This window comes from Cecembia lonarensis LW9 (assembly GCF_000298295.1).
GTDB classification, from domain to species: domain Bacteria; phylum Bacteroidota; class Bacteroidia; order Cytophagales; family Cyclobacteriaceae; genus Cecembia; species Cecembia lonarensis.
The window spans coordinates 45,826-69,741 of record NZ_AMGM01000017.1; the positions used below are offsets into that span (position 1 = coordinate 45,826).

17 protein-coding genes, 1 other RNA gene and 1 pseudogene are annotated in these 23,916 nt (G+C 40.5%); 5 read left to right on the forward strand and 14 right to left on the reverse strand.

Features of this window, described 5'->3' with window-relative positions; all coding sequences use genetic code 11:
- Positions 1-8: 8 nt before the first annotated feature.
- From B879_RS07540 to B879_RS07590, 11 genes and pseudogenes are all read right to left on the reverse strand, one after another.
- Positions 9-2,990 carry a SusC/RagA family TonB-linked outer membrane protein gene (locus B879_RS07540; RefSeq protein ID WP_009184565.1) on the reverse strand — a complete coding sequence of 994 codons (2,982 nt, stop codon included), beginning with the start codon at positions 2,988-2,990 and terminating at the stop codon, positions 9-11.
- Between the two features lie 260 nt (positions 2,991-3,250).
- Positions 3,251-4,777, reverse strand: coding sequence for a M20/M25/M40 family metallo-hydrolase (locus B879_RS07545; protein ID WP_009184566.1), 1,527 nt, complete (start codon positions 4,775-4,777; stop codon positions 3,251-3,253).
- Positions 4,778-5,255: 478 nt separating this feature from the next.
- Positions 5,256-5,960, reverse strand: a complete 705-nt coding sequence (locus tag B879_RS07550; RefSeq protein ID WP_009184567.1) for an SIMPL domain-containing protein — start codon at positions 5,958-5,960, stop codon at positions 5,256-5,258.
- 66 nt (positions 5,961-6,026) lie between these two features.
- Entirely contained in the window at positions 6,027-6,872 is an 846-nt protein-coding gene (locus B879_RS07555) for a prephenate dehydrogenase (protein ID WP_009184568.1), read from the reverse strand.
- A 29-nt stretch (positions 6,873-6,901) separates the two neighbouring features.
- Complete coding sequence (locus B879_RS07560) at positions 6,902-8,047, reverse strand: pyridoxal phosphate-dependent aminotransferase (RefSeq protein ID WP_009184569.1); 1,146 nt, start codon at positions 8,045-8,047, stop codon at positions 6,902-6,904.
- 20 nt (positions 8,048-8,067) lie between these two features.
- Positions 8,068-8,883 carry a prephenate dehydratase gene (locus tag B879_RS07565; protein WP_009184570.1) on the reverse strand — a complete coding sequence of 272 codons (816 nt, stop codon included), beginning with the start codon at positions 8,881-8,883 and terminating at the stop codon, positions 8,068-8,070.
- A 3-nt stretch (positions 8,884-8,886) separates the two neighbouring features.
- Positions 8,887-9,255, reverse strand: a complete 369-nt coding sequence (locus B879_RS07570; protein WP_009184571.1) for a DMT family protein — start codon at positions 9,253-9,255, stop codon at positions 8,887-8,889.
- Between the two features lie 21 nt (positions 9,256-9,276).
- A pseudogene (gene aroA / locus B879_RS22080) lies at positions 9,277-10,486 on the reverse strand (3-phosphoshikimate 1-carboxyvinyltransferase).
- Positions 10,487-10,503: 17 nt separating this feature from the next.
- A complete protein-coding gene (gene aroB, locus B879_RS07580; protein WP_009184574.1) occupies positions 10,504-11,544 on the reverse strand; it encodes a 3-dehydroquinate synthase in 1,041 nt (346 codons plus the stop codon).
- 55 nt (positions 11,545-11,599) lie between these two features.
- Positions 11,600-12,700, reverse strand: coding sequence for a chorismate mutase (locus B879_RS07585; RefSeq protein ID WP_009184575.1), 1,101 nt, complete (start codon positions 12,698-12,700; stop codon positions 11,600-11,602).
- 306 nt (positions 12,701-13,006) lie between these two features.
- Positions 13,007-14,107 carry a bifunctional 3-deoxy-7-phosphoheptulonate synthase/chorismate mutase type II gene (locus tag B879_RS07590; RefSeq protein WP_009184576.1) on the reverse strand — a complete coding sequence of 367 codons (1,101 nt, stop codon included), beginning with the start codon at positions 14,105-14,107 and terminating at the stop codon, positions 13,007-13,009.
- Positions 14,108-14,375: 268 nt separating this feature from the next.
- Between B879_RS07590 and B879_RS07595 the strand changes: the two genes are divergently transcribed.
- Complete coding sequence (locus B879_RS07595; RefSeq protein WP_009184577.1) at positions 14,376-15,557, forward strand: proline dehydrogenase family protein; 1,182 nt, start codon at positions 14,376-14,378, stop codon at positions 15,555-15,557.
- Between the two features lie 114 nt (positions 15,558-15,671).
- The gene (gene lysS / locus B879_RS07600; RefSeq protein ID WP_009184578.1) at positions 15,672-17,393 is read left to right on the forward strand and encodes a lysine--tRNA ligase; all 1,722 of its coding nucleotides are present in this window, start codon (positions 15,672-15,674) and stop codon (positions 17,391-17,393) included.
- Between the two features lie 15 nt (positions 17,394-17,408).
- On the opposite strand, the gene B879_RS07605 is transcribed toward lysS, so the two are convergent.
- Positions 17,409-17,600 carry a hypothetical protein gene (locus B879_RS07605; RefSeq protein ID WP_157231556.1) on the reverse strand — a complete coding sequence of 64 codons (192 nt, stop codon included), beginning with the start codon at positions 17,598-17,600 and terminating at the stop codon, positions 17,409-17,411.
- Positions 17,601-17,689: 89 nt separating this feature from the next.
- Between B879_RS07605 and B879_RS07610 the strand changes: the two genes are divergently transcribed.
- Entirely contained in the window at positions 17,690-18,904 is a 1,215-nt protein-coding gene (locus B879_RS07610) for an arginine deiminase (protein WP_009184579.1), read from the forward strand.
- Here the strand turns inward: B879_RS07610 and B879_RS07615 are convergent.
- Together B879_RS07615 and B879_RS07620 are read right to left on the reverse strand one after the other, a co-directional pair.
- Positions 18,901-19,473 carry a DUF3109 family protein gene (locus tag B879_RS07615; protein ID WP_009184580.1) on the reverse strand — a complete coding sequence of 191 codons (573 nt, stop codon included), beginning with the start codon at positions 19,471-19,473 and terminating at the stop codon, positions 18,901-18,903. The two genes, B879_RS07610 and B879_RS07615, sit on opposite strands and share 4 nt — an antisense overlap.
- 193 nt (positions 19,474-19,666) lie before the next feature.
- Complete coding sequence (locus B879_RS07620) at positions 19,667-22,114, reverse strand: TonB-dependent receptor (RefSeq protein ID WP_009184581.1); 2,448 nt, start codon at positions 22,112-22,114, stop codon at positions 19,667-19,669.
- A gap of 227 nt (positions 22,115-22,341) precedes the next feature.
- Between B879_RS07620 and rnpB the strand changes: the two genes are divergently transcribed.
- Positions 22,342-22,745: RNase P RNA component class A (gene rnpB / locus B879_RS21760), an RNA gene on the forward strand.
- 19 nt (positions 22,746-22,764) lie between these two features.
- A partial coding sequence (locus tag B879_RS07625) for a sigma-54-dependent transcriptional regulator (protein ID WP_040400363.1) occupies positions 22,765-23,916 on the forward strand: 1,152 nt, incomplete at its 3' end.

Here is a 23,916-nt window from a genome sequence, read left to right on the forward strand (position 1 = left end):
TTTGGATTTTAGAAATCAATGGTTATGTGGAAAAATACCCTTCTTGGAGTAGGATAAGGCGTAATGTCCACGTTATTGGCTACAGACTGAGCTCCGAATGTTGAAGTCTCAGGGTCATAACCTTGATAATTGGTAAACAAGAAGGCATTGTTCATAGAAGCCCCTAAGCGGATATTTTCCACACTGTTACCGAAAGTTTGGATGACCGTATTTTTGGGAATGCTATAGTACAATCCAATTTCACGGATTTTTAGGAAGGTAGCATCCTGAACCCATCTGCCTGCATTGTTAAATGGAGCCGGTGGTCTTTGTCTGCCGTTTGGAATGCCATCACCATCATCATCATCAAACCAACCGTTTGTAGTTCCACCAGCATCAGTCAAGAAGGAAGTAAGGTTGATATTATCCCCACCTTTTCTATATTCCATTAAGAAGGAAAATTCCAAGTTCTTAGCAATGGTAAAATTATTGATCATCGACATATTGAACTTGGGCTGTGAATTTCCCCAAATGGTGAATCCACCAGGGTTATTAGGATCAGCTGGAGTACCAACAATGGTGGTTGGCGCTATTCCTTCTGCAAAAAGGAATGTTCCCAAGGCAGCTCCAAACCCTCCTGACACATAGGTGGGAATACCAAGTCTTCTCATATTCAATCGGTTTTGCCAATACATAACTCTGGTATTCCATCTTAAATTTGGCTTATCTACTACAGTTCCGAATAAAGCAAGTTCAATTCCCTTGTTCTCTAACTCCGCCTCATTACTTGGTGTAATATTCACCCCGGTAGAAGGCGCTAAATTAAGGTTCTGAATGTTGTTTTGCGTATTCTTGATATAATAAGTAGCTTCTAAACCTAGTCTGTTGTTAAAGAAACCTGCATCTATACCAAACTCCAGTTCTGTGGCTGTCTCAGGCAAAATTTGGGTGTTCCCAATTTGGGTAGAAACTACTGATCCTAAAAGACCTCCAATATTGGTACCTCCAAGGGGCGTAAAAGTTGCCCCGAAAGCTACCGGCCCTGCAGTTTCACCATAAGCTATTCTTGGTTTTAAGGCAGAGAAAGTAGTTTTGGAGCCCCAAAAATCAAAATTAGCCAAATTGAAGGCAACAGAAGCCCTCGGGAAAGCATAAAATTGGTTTGGATCACCGTTCAAGGTAGATTTATCCCAACGCACTCCTACAGTACCTATAATTTTATCTTCAAAATTTGCTTCCTGCTGTAAGAAAATTCCTGCTTCTTGAACCTCAGAGAAGAATTGTTGATTGATCTCCTGAACTGTAGCCTGTTGTAAATTAAGTTGCCCAGGAGCCAATCCACTACCTCTTGTAAATAAGCCATCATTATTAAAATCCAATCTTACCAAACCCACCTGGGAGTTCATGTTGACACGACCTAAGTTCCAATTGTAAACCATTACAGCTTGTAAATTGGTATTGAAGCTTTCCTGTTTGCCCCAAAGCACATCACCTGGGTTGGCCTGCCCTCTTTGAAATTGCAAGAACTCAGGAAGATATACCAAAGAAGTATTCTGCAAGAAGTCCATGCCACCTGCTAATTGGAACCTTAAGAAGCTATTGGCAGATTTGTAGATATCTGCATCCAAGGTAAAGGCCTGGATAAATCTATTGACCACAGAATTGTTAATGCCATGATCTGTAACCGCTACCGGATTTTCTGAAAAATAAGGGTTTATGGGGTATGTACCATCCGCATTTCTCCTCAAATCATAGTAATTGGGAACATAAGCGATGTTATAACCAATACTGGCTCCAGTTCTATTTTGATTACCTGTGAACCCCCTGTCCGTATTGCTTCGGATGTAATTGGAAGAAACGCCTAACCTTATAAAATCAGAAATTTTATGGTCTACGTTGGCCCTAACTGAGTATCTTTCAAAGCCAGTGTTTCTTACAGTACCATCTTCTGAAACTATATTACCACTGATAAAGAACTTGGTTCTGTCATTACCACCATTAACTGTTACCCTGGTATTGGAAAGTGTAGCTGTATTGTTGTAGAAATAATCTTCATAATCCACAAAAGTATTGGTCGCAACAGCTTGGCGGTACCTTTCCAACTCAATTGGCCTTCTGGCTTCAGGGAAGAAGAAATTGATTTTTTCTTCACTCCAGTCATCCACGCCCAACAACCTCAAAGGGGTAGCAAACCCAATGTCTTGAGAAATTGAAACCTGTGTTTTACCAGCAGAACCCCTTTTAGTTGTGATGATGATTACACCGGCATTGGCGCGAGTACCATAAATCGCTGCGGCCGAAGGGCCTTTCAAAACTTCAATGGATTCAATATCATTTGGATTCAAGTCTGCCAAACGGTTGGCTCCATCATCCTGATTGGATCCACCAGCTCCGGTTACAGAAGCCCTTCCTGTTCTCTGAAAGCTATTGTTGATGTAGACGCCATCCACGATAATCAGAGGCTGAGAAGCTCCTGTCAAACTTGAAATCCCCCTCAACTGAATAGACACACCACCTCCCGGTGCACCCGAGTTCATTCTGATGTTGGCACCTGCAATCTTTCCGTACAAGGCACCATCTGTTGTCTGAATATTGGTAGTTCCCACCAGTTCCTGTGCCGATACGGAAGAAACTGCATTGGCAAGGTTACTCCGCTTTACGGTAGAAGCAAGACCTGTAATCACAACTTCTTCCAAGTTGGTGGCGTCTTCTCTCAATCTCACCTGCACGGAGGTAAGACTCGGAGAAACATTGACGTTTTGACTGATATACCCTAAAGAGGACACCACCAAAACGGCATCTTGATTTCCTGGAACTGTGATACTGAACCTACCATCAAGGTCTGCCACGACTCCCGTGGTGGTGTTTCGTACAAGAATGGTAGCCCCAATCAAAGGTTCACCAGTCCGTTCATCTGTCACAGTACCCGACACGGTGTACTGCGCCCAGCTCCATCCCACACTTAAGAGAAGGAGCAAAAGGGTAGTGCTAAATCTGTAAAATTTTTTCATAGAAATTATTTAAATATGAGGTAAAAACCATGTATCTAATTTACTCAATTAACTTTCATATTTAATCGTTAAAATCCATGAATGGCAAAATATATTTTAACCTATGTTTACCTAAAAAGAAAATAACAAACTAAAAATTCATTTGACAGGTATAAAGTTTCAAGAAGAAACACAAAATAGACAAAACTGGAATAAATCGAAATGAAATGAAAATAGGACGTTTGAAACGTCCTATTTTGATAAACGGAAACTATTAAACCTTATAAGGGTTCCGTTAAAATGGAAAGCGCTGTCTTGATACCTTCTTTATAATTTCCCAACCTGATATTTTCATTTGGTCCGTGTTGGTTGTTATCAGAATTGACCGTAACTACCGTCACGGCCGGGACTTGAAGCGCATCAACAAAAGGAGCGATAGGCAAGGAACCTCCACTGATTCTCTTTCGAATAGGCTCTTTACCAAATGCCCTCACCATGGCCTTGTTTAACCAAATACCAGGCTCTGAATCAAAAGGAGTCCTAAATGCCTGGTACGAAATACTACCCTCCCATTTCAATAGTTTAGGATATCGCTCCCTTTCTTCATCAGTAGGTCCCCTACCATCAATGATATGATAACCCTGATCTTCTATATGTTTTCTAATTAAGGAAAAAAGACGCTCCGGATCACTTTCAGGTACCAGCCTAATATCAATTTCTGCGGTAGCATCTGCAGGAACGATGGTTCTTACCTCATCACCTACCCACCCTGAGGACATTCCCCTTATATTTAAGGAGGGATATTGTAAGGACTCCTGATATGAATTTCCTACTTTATCCATATTACCAATACCTATTTTCTTCCGGATTTCAACTTCGTCGTCAGGAACTTGGGCTAAAATTTCCTTCTCCTTATCTGTCAGAACTATACCGTCATAGTAACCAGGTATTATTACCCTACCGGCATCATCCTTCATGGAAGCCAAAAGCTGTGAAAGTCTAAAAGCTGGATTAGGCGCATAATTCCCATAATGGCCTGAATGTTGAGCAGCCCTAGGTCCAAATACGGTTAGCGTAATCTGTGAAATACCCCTTGCCCCAAAACTCAATGTAGGCTCATTACTCAAATGCCTTGGACCATCCATGATCAACATCATATCTGCCGCCAAGGTCTCTTTGTGACGGACAACGGCTTCAGGAAGGTGTGGCGAACCTATCTCCTCTTCAAAATCCAAAATGATTTTCACATTATAATTCGGCATCAACTTCTGTTCTACCATGGCATCCCAAGCGGTGAGAAACATGGCAAAAGGACCTTTGTCATCAGAAGAGGACCGGGCAAATATCCTCCATTCAGGGTCATAAGCTGTCTTCAAAGTTTCCATGGGAATAACCTCCCATTTTCCTGAACTGTCTTGACGTTTCAATACAGGCTGATATGGATCGGGTTGATCCCAGCGCTTCCTATCCACAGGCTGACCATCAATATGGAAATAAAACAACACGGTTTTTTTGGCTTTAGGTACTGTCATCTCTGCGAATAAAAGCGGAAAACCTGCAGTCTCTAATCTACTAACCTGCCAATTTCTGGCAGAAAGATTAGCTTCACACCACTCGATATTGGGAATAAGCTGTTCAGGGTCATTTGAATCATTTGGAATGGACACCAAATCATTGATTATTTCAATGCCTCTTAAAAAGTGGCTTTCTGTTACCGCGTCTAAATCTATCCCATCTTTCTTCTGTCCTAACACCTGCACAAAAGAAAACAAAAGGCAAAGCCCCGTAAGAATGATATATTGTTTCATGATAATTTATTTTTGAAGTAGAAATTTAAAGCAAACAAGCTTGGAATAAAAACCAATATGATAGACGGTAAAAAATCAGGGTTTTCCTAAGCTTAAATTCAGGCTTATAATATACTAGGTAATCGAGCTTATCATGTAATAAATGCTTCAGGGGAAAACTGTCCACTAAAATTATATGATGATGAAAATGAGAGGCATTTAACAAGTAAAGCACAGGGATAAAAAATAAAAACTAAAAACCCTGTACAATGATTTAATTATTCAGAAAAAATTGTTTGAAAAGTCGCTTAATCACCCATATCAAAGGTAAGATGCTTTTCATTTACAAAAAATACCCTGTACAGGGTATTTTTTACTATTAAAAAATTATTTTTTCGAAATAAATTTAACAATACCTTTATTTATTGTACTTTTTAAAGATTTTTAAAAAGAAAAATCCCATGATTTACACCATGGGATCCTCAAGGTCTTCCTCCTTCTATCGATCAAAGGTAAAAGTGACCACTACCTTATCATTAAGTTTTCTTTCCTCAGGCCTGAATATAGGCTCTTCCCTAGGTGCCATATCACTTGCCATACTTACCCTTGCCTCTCTCATGATTGGATAAAAGGTATTACTAGGGGAAGTATAGACCACTTTTTGCACCTGAATATCCTGTACGCCTATACTTTTGGCTATGATGTGTGCCTTTTTAATGGCATCCTCAATAGCAAGTTCGAGTAACTGTTGTTGTGTTTGCTTAGTCAAAAGGTCAGATACCTGCAAACTGAGGTTAAAGCTTGGGTTCCCGGTTTGATGAATGGTCTCAGTTACTTTGATAAGATCCATTCCAACATCAGAAACCTTCACCCTGACACTTTGAGTAGCTACATAACCGCTGTCCCTAGAGGCACCCCTGGAATATATCCTGTTGACATTTACATAATAGTTGTCTACAAAAAACTGATAAGTTTTAACACCTGATTTCTTAAGTGCATCTTCAATCGCCTTTGTTTTTTTATTCAAACGATCTGTTGCTTCAGCCACTGTCATTGCTTTTTCCGATAGGGAAACTTGAATCAACGCCTCATCCGGCATTACGCTTACCTCACTTATCCCCTCCACTTCTATTAATGGTATTTGCTGTGCGCTTACGGCCATAAATACTAGCGAGAACAATAGCACTAAGATGGTATTTTTCATATTTTTTCCATTTCGATTAAAGAACACCTTTATCAAATAACAAGCCATTTTTTCAATGAAATGGGATCAGGAAAGGTCCAGGATATCTCTTATTTTATTGATTTTCTCCATTTCATGAAATAGACCTTCAAAATCATCTGCAATAATCTTATCTCTAAATTTAGATAAATTGGCAATGTACATACTTAAACCTTCCAATATATTTTTTTTGTTTTCCAACATGATTGGAGCCCACATGGCTGGAGAACTTTTGGCAAGACGTACAGTAGAAGCAAACCCACTACCTGCCATATCAAAAACATTTTTGTCATCTTCCATTTTATCAAGAACGGTCTTGCCTAGCATAAAAGAGGAAATATGCGACAAATGGGAAACAAATGCCAATTGCGCGTCATGCTCTTCCGGATCCATAAAACGCAGCTTCATATTTAAAGCTTCCAAAACCTCATAGGCTTTTCCTTTGAGATGAATATCTGTCTTTTCCATTTCACAGATGATGAAAACTTTTCGATCCAAAAGATCAGCCTTGGCTGCTTTTGGACCTGAATACTCTGTACCGGCAATGGGGTGGCCCGCAAGATACTGTGCCCGCTTAGGATGTGCTGCAACTGCCTCACAGAGCTTGGATTTAGTTGATCCAAAATCTACTACCAAGGTATTATCATTGATTTCATTTAAGGTGTTTTCCAATAAACCCGGTAATGTATCTGCTGGTGTGGCCAAAACAATGACATCCGTGTCCAGATCGGCTTTTTCCCTGGCTTCATCCACCAACCCTAAGGTGATCGCATCACTCAGGTTTTTTGGATTGGCATCATAGCCTGTAAAAATCAATTCTGGTTTTGCCTTTTTCAATGCCAGTGCAAAAGAGCCGCCTAAAAGGCCTAAACCCACAATGTGTATCTTTTTCATATTGATCGGTATGGTATATATTTAAATTTTCATGTAATTCTTTGGATAGCCTCCTTAATTTGTTCCAGATTGACGCACAGTGAAAACCGTACCCAGCCTTCCCCCCTTTTTCCAAAGATATCTCCTGGAGCTATAAAAATATGCTTTTCACTTAGAAGTCTATCCACAAATGAGCTTGAACTATTTCCTTCTGGTAGTTTTGCCCAGACAAACATCCCTGCGGTATGCGCACTACAGGTCAATCCCAATCGCCTCACCAGCTGCCACATGAGTTTTCTTCTTTCTGCATAAGTTTCATTCAGCTGATTATACCAGTCCTCTCCTAAGTTCAAGGCGGCTATTGCACCGTCCTGAAGACCCAAAAACATTCCCGAATCTACATTGCTTTTGATCTTGATAATGCCATCAATGAATTGCCGGCTTCCTAAAACTGCGCCAATTCGCCAACCTGCCATATTGGTCATTTTACTCAGGGAGTTCAGCTCCAGGGCTACCTCTTTGGCCCCTTCCACTTGAAAAATACTCCTTGGCTCATCCGTAAGAATCATGCTGTACGGGTTGTCATTAATCAGAAGTATTTGATGCCGTTTTGCAAAATCAACCAGTTTTTCAAAGACTGATAAATCCGCTTTGGCTCCCGTGGGCATATGAGGATAATTGACCCACATCAACTTTACTTTTGAAAGGTCGGATTTCTCTAAGGCTTCAACGTCAGGATACCAGCCCTGGGCCTCAGAAAGCGGGTAATAAATACATGTATTGCCCAGCATCCTGAGTACAGAAGTATAGGTAGGATATCCGGGATCAGGTACAAGCACAGCATCCCCCTCATCCAAAAAGGCCATGCAGATATGAAGAATACCTTCTTTTGATCCCATCAAAGGCAGTACTTCATCTTCCGTTAAACCTTTCACCTGATACTTATCTATATAAAAGTCCAGAAATGCCTTTCGCAAAGCAGGAATGCCCTGATAATTTTGGTAAGCATGAGCTTGGGGAGAAGTTGCTGTTTTGTTGAGGGCTGAAATAACAGAAGGATGTGGCGGTAAATCAGGGCTCCCTATCCCCATATTGATTACAGGAACACCTTCCAACTGAAGCTTTTTTACTTCCTTGAGCTTTTGGGAAAAATAATATTCCTCTACACTTTTAACCCTATTTGAAAAACTGATCATTGTTTAACAGCTTAACCTACTTATTTTCTACTTATATATTCTCCAAGAACCTTTACTTCTGCTCCTTCTAATTTGATTTTCGCTAAAGCACTTCGGAAATCTACATGTCCTTCAAATTGTGCGTCAATAAAAAAAGCATAATCCCAAGGTTTTTCTATCACAGGCACTGATTGAATTTTAGAAAGGTTAAGCCCATAATCACTCAACAAAGTGAGCAATTTAGCCAAACTTCCCTTTTCATTGCTGATCGTGATTTTTAGGGAAATTTTATTGACCGCATCCGTACTTTCCGGTTTTTCCCTTTGCAAGATGATAAACCTGGTGAAATTGTCTTTTACTGTTTGAATATCTGAAGCCAAAATTTCCAATTGATAAATAGCCGCAGCAGTCTTACTGGCAATAGCCCCTATTCCCTTCAATCCATCTGTAGCAATGCGCTTTGCCACCGTTGCAGTATCAATATCATCAATTAAAAGCACCTCAGGATAAGCTTCAAAAAACTTTTTGCACTGCAACAGGGCCATAGGATGGGAGCGGACTTCTTTGATAGCTTCAATTTTTTGCCCTGGCAGAGCCATTAAATTGTGAGAGATGGGCAGGTAATATTCTCCTGAAATACTAAGGCCATACCTATCAATCAATTCATAATTGGGCAGAATGGCTCCCGCAATGGAGTTTTCAATAGCAAGTACCGCATATTGGTCTCTACCTTCAAAAACCGCTTTCGCTACTTGTTCAAAGGTTTTATAATAACTTATCTCGGATGCATTTCCAAAATAATCCAAAACCACTTGATGGTGAAAAGAACCTGGAATCCCTTGAATACCTACCCTCATAGGCTATTTTTTAAAGATGAAATAAACTGCCAAAACCAAAAAGAAAAAGCCGATGACATGATTGGCCCTGATACTTTCATTTTTAAAGAAAATCAAAGTAAATGCCATAAAAACCATCAGCGTGATTACTTCCTGAAGGACTTTTAACTCCACTAAAGAAAAAGGACCTCCATTACCCTTAAAACCAATCCTATTGGCAGGTACTTGGAACATGTATTCAAAAAAAGCAATGCCCCAACTGATCAGCACGATGGAGATCAATCCCAAATTTTCAAACCATCGCAATTCCTTAAATTTTAAATGCCCATACCAGGCAAATGTCATGAAGGTATTGGATAGGACCAGCAATAAGATTGTAGATATTCCTTTCATAGCCCTTTAGGTTATTCCCAATCAGATTTTAAGCAGCTCTAAGTGCTTCCAAAAACTGGGATAAGACTTATTAACCACTTCAGGATCTTCTATGATCACCCTGGTCTTGGTCATCAGAGGCATAAATGCCATGGCCATTCTGTGGTCGTCATAGGTGTGAATCCTAACCTCATTTGGCATACTCACACTGGGAATCAGGGTAAATACTTCATCTGAACCTTCCTCTAATTTGGCTCCAAACTTGGCCAACTCCTGTTGAAGGGCAAAAATCCGGTCTGTTTCTTTTATCCTTAAACTTTCCAGTCCCGTAAACGCCACTTTCTGTCCAATGATCGCACAGGTAACAGCCACCGTCTGGGCCAAATCCGGACAATCACTGAAATCGAAAGTTTCCAGACCTTTGACCTCTTGTTTGGTCAGTTGCAAACCTCCAACCTTAAATTCACTCTTCACCCCCAAGCGGTCCATGATCTCTACAATCTTTGAGTCTCCCTGCAAACTATCTTTTTTTCAGCCCTTCCAAAAACAAATCCCCTTCATCCGCACAAGCTAAAAGACTAAACCAATAACTGGCTCCTGACCAATCGCTTTCTACTGAAAAAACGGTAAACTTATACGCCTGGGGTTTTACTTGGATGCGATTTTCAACCCATTCACAACTCACACCAAAAGCTCCCATCAATTGAATGGTCATTTCGATATATGTTCTGGAACCAACTTTACCGGTCAATTCAAGCGTTAGGCCTTGGGGAAGAACAGGCGCAATCATTAAAAGGGCCGAAATGTATTGGCTGCTGACGTCTCCCCGAATCTGAATATGATCAGTTTTTTGAATCTTAAGTCCGTGGACTGCCAAAGGTGGAAATCCTTCCTTATTCATGTAATGAATTTCTGCCCCTAAAGCCCTCAAGGCATCCACCAAAATACCAATGGGTCTTTCACACATTCTTGGGGTACCGGTCATTACTTTATGTTGGTCGGTCACGGCAGCATAAGCAGTAAGAAACCGCATGGTGGTTCCAGCATCTAAGACATCATAAATGGGTGGATTTTCCCTCAAAAGACGGATCATAGTCTGAGTATCTCTGGCCTCAGCCAAATTAAGCAAACGGTTTTCCCCCTCCGTCAAAGCATCAATGATCAATGCCCTATTGCTTTCACTTTTAGAGGATGGAAGTGGAATTCTAGTGGGCAAAAAGGTGCTGTTCTGTTCTAAAATCAGGGTTTTCAATGCTGGGAAACTTTATTTTAAAGATGTAAATTTCTGTAATGTTTAATGGCCTCATAAATATCCTGCTCAGTAACAGGGACATTAAAGTCACATTTCCCTATGCTACTCAGTAAACTGAAATATATTTGACTGCCTTCATTTTTTTTGTCCTGGGTACATAACTTGATTATTCCCGGTATTTCTTCCTCTTCAAAATCAAACTTAGGGAAAACCTTTAACAGGGCCTCTTCGATGGATTCCAGCTCACTTACTGAAAGTCCTGATTTAAGATGGGAAAGATAAGCCTCCGCAATCATTCCAATGGCAATAGCCTCACCATGAAGCAGCTGCCTATCTGTATCGAGATATTTTGATTCAAAGGCATGACCAATGCTATGTCCAAAATTCAGAATCTTACGTAAGCCAGCTTCTCTTGGATCTTTTTCCACCACCACCCGCTTGATGCTGATGGATTTTTCGATAATATCCCTCCAATTTTGCTCTTTCCAATGCTCAAATTTGAGCAGTCCAAAATAAGCTTCATCCTGAATTAAACCATGCTTTATCACTTCCGCATATCCTGAACGCAATTCGGATTCGGGTAATGTATGCAAGAATACATCTCCAATCAGAACCGCTTCCGGTTTGGTAAAAACTCCAATATGATTTTTGAAGCCCATAAAATCAATGCCCAACTTCCCCCCTACACTGGCATCCACTTGAGACAAAAGTGTTGTGGGTAAATTAATAAACCGTATCCCCCGCTTAAAAGTCGCTGCACAAAACCCACCCATGTCACCGGTTACTCCTCCTCCTAAATTGATGATGAACGCCTTCCTATCAAACCCCTCTTCTGTCATCCATTTCCATATTTGCGTGCAGGTTTCTAGATTTTTATGGCTTTCACCTGCAGTAAAAACAAAACGGCTAAATACTTCAGGTAGGCCATCCAGAACCAAGGGCAAACAATGCTTTTGGGTATTGGAATCCATGATAAGGCCCAACTGAGAATACTTGATGTTTTCTAAAAACAAGCGTAAATCCCTGGCGATTTGATTTGAAAATAAAACTTTTTCCACAGTGTAATTTTTGACAAAACTAGCAATAAAAGAAAACCTAGCCGAATAAAATGCTCTATGGCCTTTTTACTGGATCGGCCTCTCTCAATTGCTTTTCCTGTCTTTTTACAGACTCTTCATGAATACAATAAAGCAACTCCTTCATGAATTTTTCACTAAGATTTTTTTGTACACCTTTTTGCGTTCTGGACTCCATGACATATTTCCAGCGATCAGATTGGAACACAGTCAAATGATTTTCCCTCTTGTAAGCCCCAACTTGATCAATCAAGGAAAACCGCTCTTGAAGTAGATCAAGCAACTGATCATCAAGGTGGTCAATAGCATTTCTCAGATCATTCAATCTTTCGCTTGGGCTTTGTTCTCCTAAAGTATCCCTGAAGTCAATTTGGGCCAAGATCTCTTTTAACCTGGCAGGTGTTACCTGTTGTTTTGCATCAGACCAAGCGTTATCAGGATCATGGTGTGTTTCAATCATCAAACCATCCAAACCAAAGTTGATGGCCCTCTGCGCAGTCTCCAAGATTCCTTCTCTGTTACCTACAATGTGGCTAGGATCATTGATTACTTCCATTCCTTTCCACTCCCTTTTCAAATGGATAGGCATAGACCAATTGGGCTTGTTTCGGAATCTTTTGTCGTAAGAGTCAGAAAAACCCCTATGAATTGCGGCTAATTTATTGATGCCCACGGCCCGGAAACGCTCCAAAGCCCCTAACCAAAGCTGTAAATCCGGATTCATGGGATTTTTGACCATCACAGGAATGTCTACTCCCCTTAAGGCTTCAGCAATTTCTTGGACGGCAAACGGATTGACTGTAGTCCTTGCGCCCACCCAAAGCACATCCACTTTGTGTTTTAAGGCACTTTCTACGTGTGCCGCATTTCCTACTTCCGTAGTAATTGGAATATTCAGATGATGACGGACAATCTCCATCCACTTTAACCCATCCTCTCCTATGCCTTCGAATGAACCCGGTCTGGTTCTAGGCTTCCAAATGCCGGCCCGGAACATCCCTGGAACCATGTTTTCTTTTTTCATGTCCAGACAGACTTTTTCAATTTGTTCGGGAGTTTCTGCACTACATGGTCCCGCAATAATGGTATGGCCGCTTAGCCCTAATCCCCAGTCCTTGATTTGTAAATGATCTTGCATGTTGTTAATGGTTTAAATGAAAAAAGCCCGAGTCTTTCGAATCGGGCTTTTTCTAGGTTTATGATTTTTTAATTTTTTACCAGACAATAAGCAGCTCCGATTCGACCTTCTGGACGAAAGTAAAAGTAAAAGAAGGTAAAATATATAACTGCCGCGATTAACATGTTTCAAATGTAAAGGGTACTTTTTTAAAAACAAATCAAAAATTGAATATTTTTTTCAATTTTTTTCAAAGCTATTGTCCGAACGTTACCTTCACGGAAAAATCATAAATATTTGACGCATTAAACAAAATAATATTTGGGATTACTTCCGTGAAATAGACTCCTGTAATTTTCCCTCCATAATTTCCTCCTGTTTTTTGATGGACTCTGTGTGGATCAACTTATATAATTCTTTAACAAATTCCTGGTTTATCTGAAGACTACTGGCCCAAATAGGACGGGTCTCGAAAACCTTTTTCCATCTTTCCATCTGAAAAATGGCCACGTTGTTCAGCTTCTTGTACTCTCCTGCCTTTTCTACCAATTTCATCCTTCTGCCCAACACTTCCAACAGCTCCCTGTCCACCTCATCTATATGCTCCCTAATAACTTCTAATTGTGATTCCAATAAAGGATTATTTACCGTAGCGATTCTGGTTTGTAATTGGGCAATAAGTTTACCTAGGTCAGCGGGGATCAATTGTTGGGCGCTGTCAGACCAAGCCTGATCCGGGTTGATATGTGATTCAATGATCAAACCGTCAAAATTCAGATCCAACGCCATCTGGGAAACAGGCAAAATTAAGTCCCTTTTGCCTGAAATATGGCTGGGATCATTAAGCAGAGGAATCTCGGGAAACTGGGTTTTAAATTCTAAAGGTATCTGCCAAGTGGGGCTGTTCCTGTAAATACTATCATTGAAATTGGAAAATCCCCTATGGATCGCCCCAAGTTTTTTTACCCCGGCCCTATTCAACCTTTCCAATGCTCCTATCCAAAGCGCAATATCAGGATTGACGGGGTTTTTTACCCATACTGGAATATCTACCCCTCTTAATGCATCTGCAAGGTCTTGGACTGTAAATGGATTTACTGTTGACCTGGCCCCTATCCAAAGCATATCTATACCATACTCCAAGGCCTTCTCCACATGATAGGGACTTGCTACTTCTATAGCAAATTGAACCCCATATTTACTTTTGGCCTCTCTGATCCAAGGAAGGGCTATTTCTCCTACTCCCTCAAAGCTGTTTGGCCTTGTTCTGGGTTTCCATACTCCACCCCTGATAATTCTTATTCCTTCCTTAACCAGATAATTGACGGTTTGGTCAAGTTGCTCCGGTGTCTCTACACTGCATGGACCTGCAATGATTATGGGTTTTGAAGCTGTCCCAATCCATTCATTCATTTGAAGTGTATTCACAAGATTTTTTTTAAATCAACGTCCTGGGCTTTTTTTTGTTAGAAATCAATCGAATCATCAGAAGATGGAATAATCTCTGGTCCATTCAATGAATTCGAGCCTTCCTTTATATGCTTTGATACTCAAGCCCGCAAAGATATTAATATTGAACCTATATCGCAGACCTATCCATAGATTTAACCAAAGTTACAATCTATGGTTTCTTTTGCCAAACAGATACTATCCAAGAACAGTTTTATTGATATATTTGCAGCCTGATTGAACCCATATGCCAGTAAAACCCAAAATTTCTTTTGAGAACTTAGAAGTTGCATTTGCCTCTAAATCTAATGGAGAGCTGAAAAAGATGTATTATATCTTTGCCACGATGAACAGTAATCTTGCTGTTAGCTTGGGCATAAAATTAGCTGATTTGGCCTTTTCTTTAAAATTACCCATCAATGGCATCATGAAAAGCACCATGTTTGGCCATTTCTGTGGGGGAGAAAGTATTGAAGATTGTCAGGATACTGTCAATAAGTTGGCAGAATTTGGCGTAAAAACCATACTTGATTACTCGGTTGAAGGTAAAGGAGATGAGGCAAGCTTTGAAGCGACCAAAAAAGAGATTCTAAGAACCATTGAACGCTCTGCGGGAGATGACAATATTCCTTTTGCGGTATTTAAGGTAACCGGATTAGGGGATTATGGTATTATGACAAAGCTTCAGGAAGGCAAAACCCTGACAGATCAAGAAAGAGCCGATTTTGAAAGATTGGAAAAAAGGGTAGATGAACTTTGCGCGGCAGCCTATGAAGTAGGCACCAAGATCCTTATTGACGCAGAAGACTCTTGGTATCAGGATATTTTGGATGACCTGGTTTATAAGGCCATGGAAAAATACAATACCAAGACATGTGTGGTGTACAATACATATCAGATGTACAGACACGATATGCTCCAAAGATTGAAAGATGCACATCAAACTGCTCAAGAAAAAAGCTACTTCTTAGGAGCAAAATTAGTCAGAGGGGCTTACATGGAAAAAGAAAGAGAGCGTGCAGCAAAGAAAGGATATCAAAGCCCCATTCAACCTGATAAAGCCTCCACGGACAGAGATTATAATGCAGCGTTAAACTATTGCATGGAAAATATCGACTCCATTGCTTTAGTATCTGGATCCCATAATGAAGACAGTAACCTCATGCTTACTGAACTTATAGCAGCAAAAGGACTGGATGAAAAAGATGATAGGGTATATTTTGCTCAGCTTTATGGGATGAGTGACAATATCTCTTTTAATCTGGCAGATGCCGGCTATAATGTAGTAAAATACGTCCCCTATGGTCCAGTTGAAAAGGTTATGCCTTATCTTTCCAGAAGGGCTGAGGAAAATACTTCCGTAGCAGGTCAGAGCAGCAGAGAGTTTGAACTGATCAAAAAGGAAATGAACAGAAGAAAGGGCTTGTAAACTTTCCTTTGAATATAATAATTCGAACAAACGAAATAATTACTTTATAAATACATAGACTTGATTCTTGAATGGATCAAATATCTATAAATAGGTCTGAAATCAATTTACACAATGCAATTACTTAGCGAACAGGAGTTAGAGAGGAGAAAAGACAGGGAAGAGTTGATGAAAATGGGAATAGACCCCTATCCCGCGGCATCCTTCCCCATTAATGTTACAGCAGAGGATATTCATAGAAACTACGAAAACAGAAAAAACGATTACAAAAACATTTCCATAGCTGGTAGGTTGATGAGCCGTAGAATCATGGGTTCAGCCTCCTTTGCTGAAATCCAAGATGCTACCGGAAGGCTTCAGATTTATGTGCGCAGGGATGATATCTGTCCAGGAGAAGACAAAAGTTTCTACAATACTGTTTTCAAGAAGCTCCTTGGCATAGGTGATTTCATAGGAGTCAAAGGATATATTTTCACCACCCAAACTGGTGAGATTTCACTGCATGTCACTGAACTGACAGTTTTATCTAAATCTGTAAAGCCATTGCCTGTTGTAAAAAGAGACGATCAAGGTAATGTGTATGACGGATTTACAGATCCAGAATTGCGCTATAGACAGCGTTATGTAGACCTTACAGTCAATCCAGAAGTCAAGGAAGTCTTCCTGACAAGATCTCGCATTATCACCAATATGCGCAAGTATTTTGATGACCACGGCTGGCTGGAAGTAGAAACCCCAATATTACAACAGGTACATGGAGGGGCGGCGGCAAGGCCGTTTCACACCCATCATAATACCTTGGACATGCCACTCTACCTAAGAATTGCCAATGAGCTTTATTTAAAGAGACTCATTGTAGGTGGGTTTGATGGTGTATACGAATTCGGCAAAATGTTCAGAAATGAAGGAATGGACAGGACCCATAACCCAGAGTTTACCTCTCTGGAAATCTATGTCGCCTATAAGGATTATATCTGGATGATGGAAATGGTGGAAGATCTTTTGGAGAAAGTAACTGATTCCATTCATGGTACGACAGAGGTAACATTTGGTCAAAACAAGATTAACTTTGCGGGTCCATACAGAAGGTTGACCATGTTTGATGCCATCAAAGAGTACGCTGGTGTAGATGTCAGTGAAATGGATGAATCCGAGCTTAGAAATGTGTGCCGTGATCTTGCTATTGAAGTTGACGATAGCATGGGAAAAGGGAAATTGATCGACGAAATATTTGGGGCTAAAGTTGAAGATCATCTCATTCAGCCTACATATATCATTGACTACCCTGTGGAAATGACACCTTTGGCTAAAAAGCACCGCACTAAGCCAGGTCTGGTAGAGCGTTTCGAGCTTTTTGTAAATGGTAAAGAAATCGCCAATGCCTATTCCGAGCTCAACGACCCAATTGATCAAAGGGAAAGATTTGAAGAACAATTGAAACTCGCAGCAAGAGGTGATGATGAGGCCATGGCCATGGACGAGGATTTCCTTAGGGCTTTGGAATATGGCATGCCTCCTACTTCTGGACTAGGGATTGGTATAGATCGACTTACCATGTTGCTGACCAATAAATCCACCATTCAAGAAGTATTATTCTTTCCTCAAATGCGTCCTGAGAAAAAAGTACAACTGGCTACGGATGAGGATTTCATGGCACTTGGTATTCCTACTGGACTGATACCTGCCATCAGAGATTTGAATATCCATACCCTTGAACAACTCAAAGAACAGGATGTCAACAAACTGTTTAATGATGTCTGCGGCAGGCGAAAGAAGTTAAAGCTGGACACTCCTAACCCAACAAAAGAAGAGGTTGAAGCATGGTTGGCTTCTTAAAAGTAAAAACCGGGTCTAAACAGCCCGGTTTTTTTGTTTCATAATCAGCAGCATCAATCCGAGAAGCATCCATAATACAGCCCAAGGCATACTGTAGCTCATGACGTAAGAAGTTTCATTTAAACTGATGGAAAGTGTAAAAGGCCGTATCAAAAAAAATACAGCAATTCCAATAGCCAGATAGATCAGAAATTGATAAGTCTTCATGGATGAAAAATAAAAAAAATTACCCAATAAATTAACCGATAATTTAATATTTTACATAAAATATTTTAAGAAAGGTAATTTTTCAACCTATGAATCTAAGACTAAATTCAGAATTTGGCACATTAAAGGCTGTATTGATGCACAGACCTGGAAAAGAGATTGATAGGCTCACACCCTATAACAAAGACTATCTGCTCTTTGAAGATGTACCCTATTTGGAAGCTATGCAGAAAGAGCATGACTTTTTTACAGATTTGATTAAACAAAGTACAGGAGCAAGGGTCTATAGATTACATGATTTATTGATCCAAACCCTTTCCAATAGGGATATTTTGGAAAGGCTTTTTAACGATGCATTGAAAAGAAATCGGTTAACACATCTTAAAGATCAGATTTTAGAAAGATTTTCAACAGCAGAATGCGCTACAGCATTGACAGCTGGTTTAAAGGTCCATGAACTGAAAAGAAAAATCCCTAATTTACCTAATTCGGAGCTAATGGATTATGCCTTCGTGATCCCACCCAGCCCGAACCTTTATTTTCAAAGAGACCCTATGGCTATCACACCAGGGGGTATTATATTTTCGAGTATGAAAATGGAAGGCCGGCAAAGAGAGGCTGACATACTAAGGGTAATTTTTGAAAATCATCCCGATTTTAGGGAGCACGTAAAAGCACTTTATCCCATCATGAGCAGCGATAATGCCCCAAGCATAGAAGGGGGAGATGTCATCGTTTTATCCAGCAAAGCTGTAGCCATTGGCAATTCGGAGCGGACCGATGAAAAAGCCATCTATCAAGTGGCCAAGGCTTTATTGGGGGAAGGTCCTGTAGAAAGGGTTTATGAGGTCCACTTGCCCAAGAAAAGGCAATACATGCACTTGGACACCGTCTTCACAATTTTGGATGAAAACCTGGTATTGACCTATCCTGATGCATTGAACGCTGTATTACAGACCTCGCTTTATACCTTGAAAGAAAAAACAGAAGAAAAAGTCCATATAAAAAGACAGGTTCTGAATGAATCCTTACTGACTGTCTTGGAAAGAGAAATTCCCCATTTAGAAGTTCTTTCCACAGCGGACGGAAATCCTGATTATTCCATGAGGGAACAGTGGTTTGACGGAGCTAATGTTTTTGCAATTGGACCAAGAAGGGTAATATCATATAACGGTAACCTACATACCAACCGTGCCTTGAGAAATATGGGCGTTGAAGTGTTGGAAATCCCCTCTTCTGAACTTTCCAGGGGCTTAGGTGGCCCAAGGTGCATGACCATGCCCCTAAGTAGGTCTAGGGTTTAAACATTACCCTGCTCTATTTCTTGCTGTAATTCCTCATACCATTCCAAACCATACTTTCTGACCAAGGCATCTTTTAAAAATTTATAAATGGGCACACCTAATTGGCTGCCCAAGGAACAGGCAGGGGAGCATATATGCCAACGGTCGTAATTCAGGGCATCAAACTGGTCGTATTTGGTTATTCTGATGGGATATAAATGGCAGCTGATGGGCTTTTTGAAATCCGTTTTGCCATCCAAATAAGCTTGTTCAATCCCGCATTTTAAAATCCCTTTTTCATCATACAGGGCATAGGCACACTCCCTATTTTCTCCGATGGTTGGAGTACATTTGTCTCCATCCTTGTCAATGACCCAAGTACCCTGTTGTTCAATCACTTTTCTGCCTTCCTCCGTGATATAATCTTTGACAACCGGGTAGATCTTCTCTAAAATACCAGTTTCCTCATCCTCAAGAGGTGCTCCGGAATCCCCTTCTACGCAACAGGCCCCTTTGCATTTCTCGAGGTCACAAACAAAAAACTGTTCTTTGATATCATCACTGATAACGGCATTTCCTATGAGTATCATTTTTTCAGGTTTTGATCTGTAAAGTTAGATAGAATTAAACAAATCATTTTCTTCTGACATAAACCTTAAAAAATAAAGAACCGTTCTGATTGCTCAGAACGGCTCAACCCAGCACTATGAAGAAAAGCTTTTTAAAGCCTTCAAATACATAAACATAGCGGGGAATTATTTGTTTGATTTTTTTTTATTTTTTTTAAAATCTGAATTCATATCCAGCAGTAATAAAGCGTGGCAAGCCTAGACGAATTCCTTCTGGTCTTCTGGAAGCGATAAAGCGTTCATCAGTCAGATTTTTAATGGTAAGATTAAAGCGGGAATTCCATTTTTTAACATCGTAGATCAGGGTAGCATCAATGGTGGTAAATGCAGGCATCAACCCTATGCGGCCATCAAAACGTGGTTCTACCGTATTCAATTGATCGGTAAACTGCTCTCCTACATGGTTCAAGGTAAGACGTCCTCCTATACCCATTTCAGTTTCAAGTGTAATTGCCGTATTGATCAGCCATTCCGGTGCATACGGTGTACGGAGTCCGTTGACATTTACCTCATTGATGATTCGGTCAGCTCCAAAAACTGAATTCACATAGGTGATGTTTGCATCATAGAACAAATTGGTCTTCTCCCAATTAAACAGCTTTGAAAGCTCCAAATTCACCATCGCCTCCACACCTTCATGTAGCGTACGGCCTGCATTGACCACTCCAAAACCAGCACCACCTAGGGATTGCGCCACAGGTATAATCTGATTGCTAAAATCCATTCTGAAACCTGCTAACTCTACAAACAACCAAGGCGTAAATTGGGAACGGATACCCAACTCTAAATTCACTGAGGATTCTGCATCCAAATTAAGCGCTTGTCCTTCCCCTGTTACCGCATCCTGTAATCGTGGAGGGCCAAAACCACGGTGTACGCCACCGAATATATTTACTTTGGTCGTAGGACGATAATTAAATCCGGCACCGGGAATAAATTCACTTACCACATTAGTACCAACTAAAACCGTGTCTCTAACTACACCTCCAAAAGGTCTTCTCAAAATATCTCTTTCAGCAACATAATTTTCATATCTTAAGCCAACATTCACATCAAACTTCGAAGTAATATTGGTGGTATTTTGAAAATATCCACTGAATGCATGTCCTGTTCGGATTTCATCCTCCCTTAGGTCACCACTACGTACTCCTGCTTTGGTGCCGTTAATACGGCGTACAAAAGCTCTCTCATGATGCAGGCGTACTCCGGTTATCAATTCGTTATTCAAATTAAACAATTTATGATTGGCCTCAATTCTGGGTTCTATTCCAGCAACCTCATAAGAACGATCACGATTTCCAGTACCATCTCTCATAAAAATCGCTCCTCCCGGAACATCTAAGTCACCCCAATATTTTCCAGTCCAGTTTGACGGTGGTGTATTGGTGGCATTTACTGCAAAATCCTGTCTGCTCCAATTTCTGGTTGTTGTATAACCATAAGCAATAGTCCTCAAGCGTACATTCTCACTGATTCTGTATTTATGCGACAAGCTCAAAGATAACCTCCTCACATCCAATCTATCGTCAGGGGATAAATGTGTAAAATCGTTTTCTCCACGTTCAAACATCAATTGGTTCATACCGATGTAAGTAGTATTGGAGGTTTCATCATATATACCAATCTTCATTCCGAGCTCAGAGCGCTCGTTCAAATCAAATAAAAACTTAGCATTCAAATCTGTCAAACCGAAAGTAGTTGGCCCTAGGTTCTCTGCACTTCTTCTTAGTAAGCTTACATGATAACCTGTATTTCCTACAGTATTTCCGTAGTTGACCAAACCAGAAAAATAACCACCTTGACCTCCTTGAATGTTGATCCTTCCTTCAGATGACTCTGGAGGATTAGCCGTAATAAAGTTCACCACACCACCTACTGTACGAGGTCCATACAGAATTTGTCCTGAGCCTTTAAGTATTTCCATACCTTCCATACGATCAACTGGCGGCGTGTAGTACATTTCGGGCTCACCATAAGGGTTCAAAGCTACAGGAACACCATCCTCCATAATCAATATGGACCGGCTCATATTGGGATCCAAACCACGGATACCCATACTCAAACGCATACCGGTTAGGTCATCCTCCACCACATTTACACCTGGAGTTCGACGTAATGCTTCTGCAATACTGATTGGATTGACAAAGTCAAGCTCACGTCTGTCTATGTAGTTTACTGAACCAGGGGTTTTAGAAAACAAGCGGTCTTTGCTTGAAATAATTGTTATTTGAGGCATATCTACACCCATCTCGGAAAAAATCACTTCCAATTCCTGAATTTGACCATTGATGATTTCAACCGTTCGTGTGACAGAGCGATAACCTACAGCTGAAACTTTTATTTCATAAGTGCCATTAGGTATATTGACCAGTGAAAACTCACCGTTAATATCCGCAACAGCTCCTTTAATGGTACCCAATACCTGAATATTTGCAAAAGGAACAGGATCACCGCTTTGTGCGCGGATGACACCTTTAACTACCTCTTCTTCCTCATCCGCCGAATAATATACTGAATTGGGTTCGGGATTACCCGCTTCCACTACCTGGAAAAGTCCTAGTGTGAAAATTAATACTAAAACATTTTGTATAGCTGCCTTCATCTTATTAAGATTAAATTTAATTAGTGCTGCAAAAGTATTTGCTATTTAAACTTAATCCAAATAAGGTTAGTAATTATTCCATTCAAAGATTTTATCAATATGAAATTCAAATAGAATTTTTCGATTAGGGCAGAAATTAGCAGACAAACAATTTTTTTATCTGTTTTTATGCACCATTAATAAAATATTCCGTTAGTTAGGTAGAAAATATTTGCCTTATTTTGCAAAGTGCAAGCTGACTTGTCGTCCTGATTAAGTTCAGGGAGGAAAGTCCGGGCAACATAGAGCGCCATACTTCCTAACGGGAAGGGGCCTTACTGGTGACGGCAAGGTCACAGACAGTGCCACAGAAAATATACCGCCCCGATCCAGATCGTTATCTGGTCGAGGTAAGGGTGAAATGGTGGAGTAAGAGCCCACCGGGTCCTTGGTGACAAGGATTGCATGGTAAACCTTATGGGTTGAAAGATCAAATAGGTTCCGCCTTGGAAGCAATTCCAAAAAAGGCTGCTCGTCTTTATGCGGAATGGGTAGATCGATGGAGCGCAAGTGTGAACCTGCGCCTAGATAAATGACAAGTTAGTCACCTAACGGTGATGAACAGAACCCGGCTTATAGGCTTGCACATTTTTAAATTATAAAAAAAAGCTATGCCCAAAATTTTGATTATCGATGATGAAAAAGTCATCCGCTCTACCTTGAAAGAGATCTTGGAATATGAAAAATACCAGATCGATGAGGCCCAAGATGGAGAACAGGGGTTAAAAATGTTACAGGAAAAGGAATATGACCTGGTCCTCTGCGATATCAAAATGCCCAAAATGGATGGACTTGAAGTTTTGGAAAAAAGTGCCGAGTTGGAAAAGCAGCCACAATTCATTATGATATCTGCCCATGGCAGTATTGAAACAGCTGTAGAAGCAACCAAAAAAGGCGCTTTCGATTTTGTACCAAAGCCACCAGATCTTAACAGGTTACTCTTAACAGTCAGGAATGCATTGGATAAAAAAAACTTGGTGACCGAAACCAAGGTACTCAAAAAGAAGCTTTCTCAAAAACTTGACATGGTGGGTGAATCCCCTGCCATCAAGCATGTAAAAGAAACAATAGAAAAAGTTGCGCCAACTGATGCGCGTGTACTGATAACGGGGCCTAATGGAACGGGCAAAGAACTGGTGGCCCATTGGCTACACCAAAAAAGCAATAGGTCCCAATCGCCATTCATTGCAGTCAACTGTGCTGCTATACCTGCTGAGTTGATTGAAAGTGAACTGTTTGGTCATGAGAAAGGGTCCTTTACTTCTGCAGTCAAACAAAGAATTGGGAAATTTGAACAGGCAGATGGCGGTACTTTGTTTTTGGATGAAATCGGTGACATGAGTCTTTCCGCCCAATCCAAAGTACTTAGGGCACTACAGGAACATAAAATTACCCGGGTTGGAGGCGACAAAGACATCAAAGTGGATGTACGGGTACTTGCTGCTACCAATAAGGACCTCAAAAAAGAAATTGAAGAAGGGAATTTCCGAGAAGACCTCTACCACAGACTTAGTGTGATCCTGATTCAGGTTCCTGCTCTAAAAGACAGAAAAGAAGACATACCCTTGCTGGTCAATAAATTCCTGGATGATATAGCGAAGGAATACGGTACAGCCAAAAAAGATATAACCAAAGATGCATTAGCAGCTTTGCAAGGGTTTCCTTGGACAGGAAATATAAGAGAACTTAGAAATGTAGTGGAAAGACTGGTGATTCTGGGTGATAAAACAGTCAGTCTGGAAGACGTAAAAAAATATGCTGAT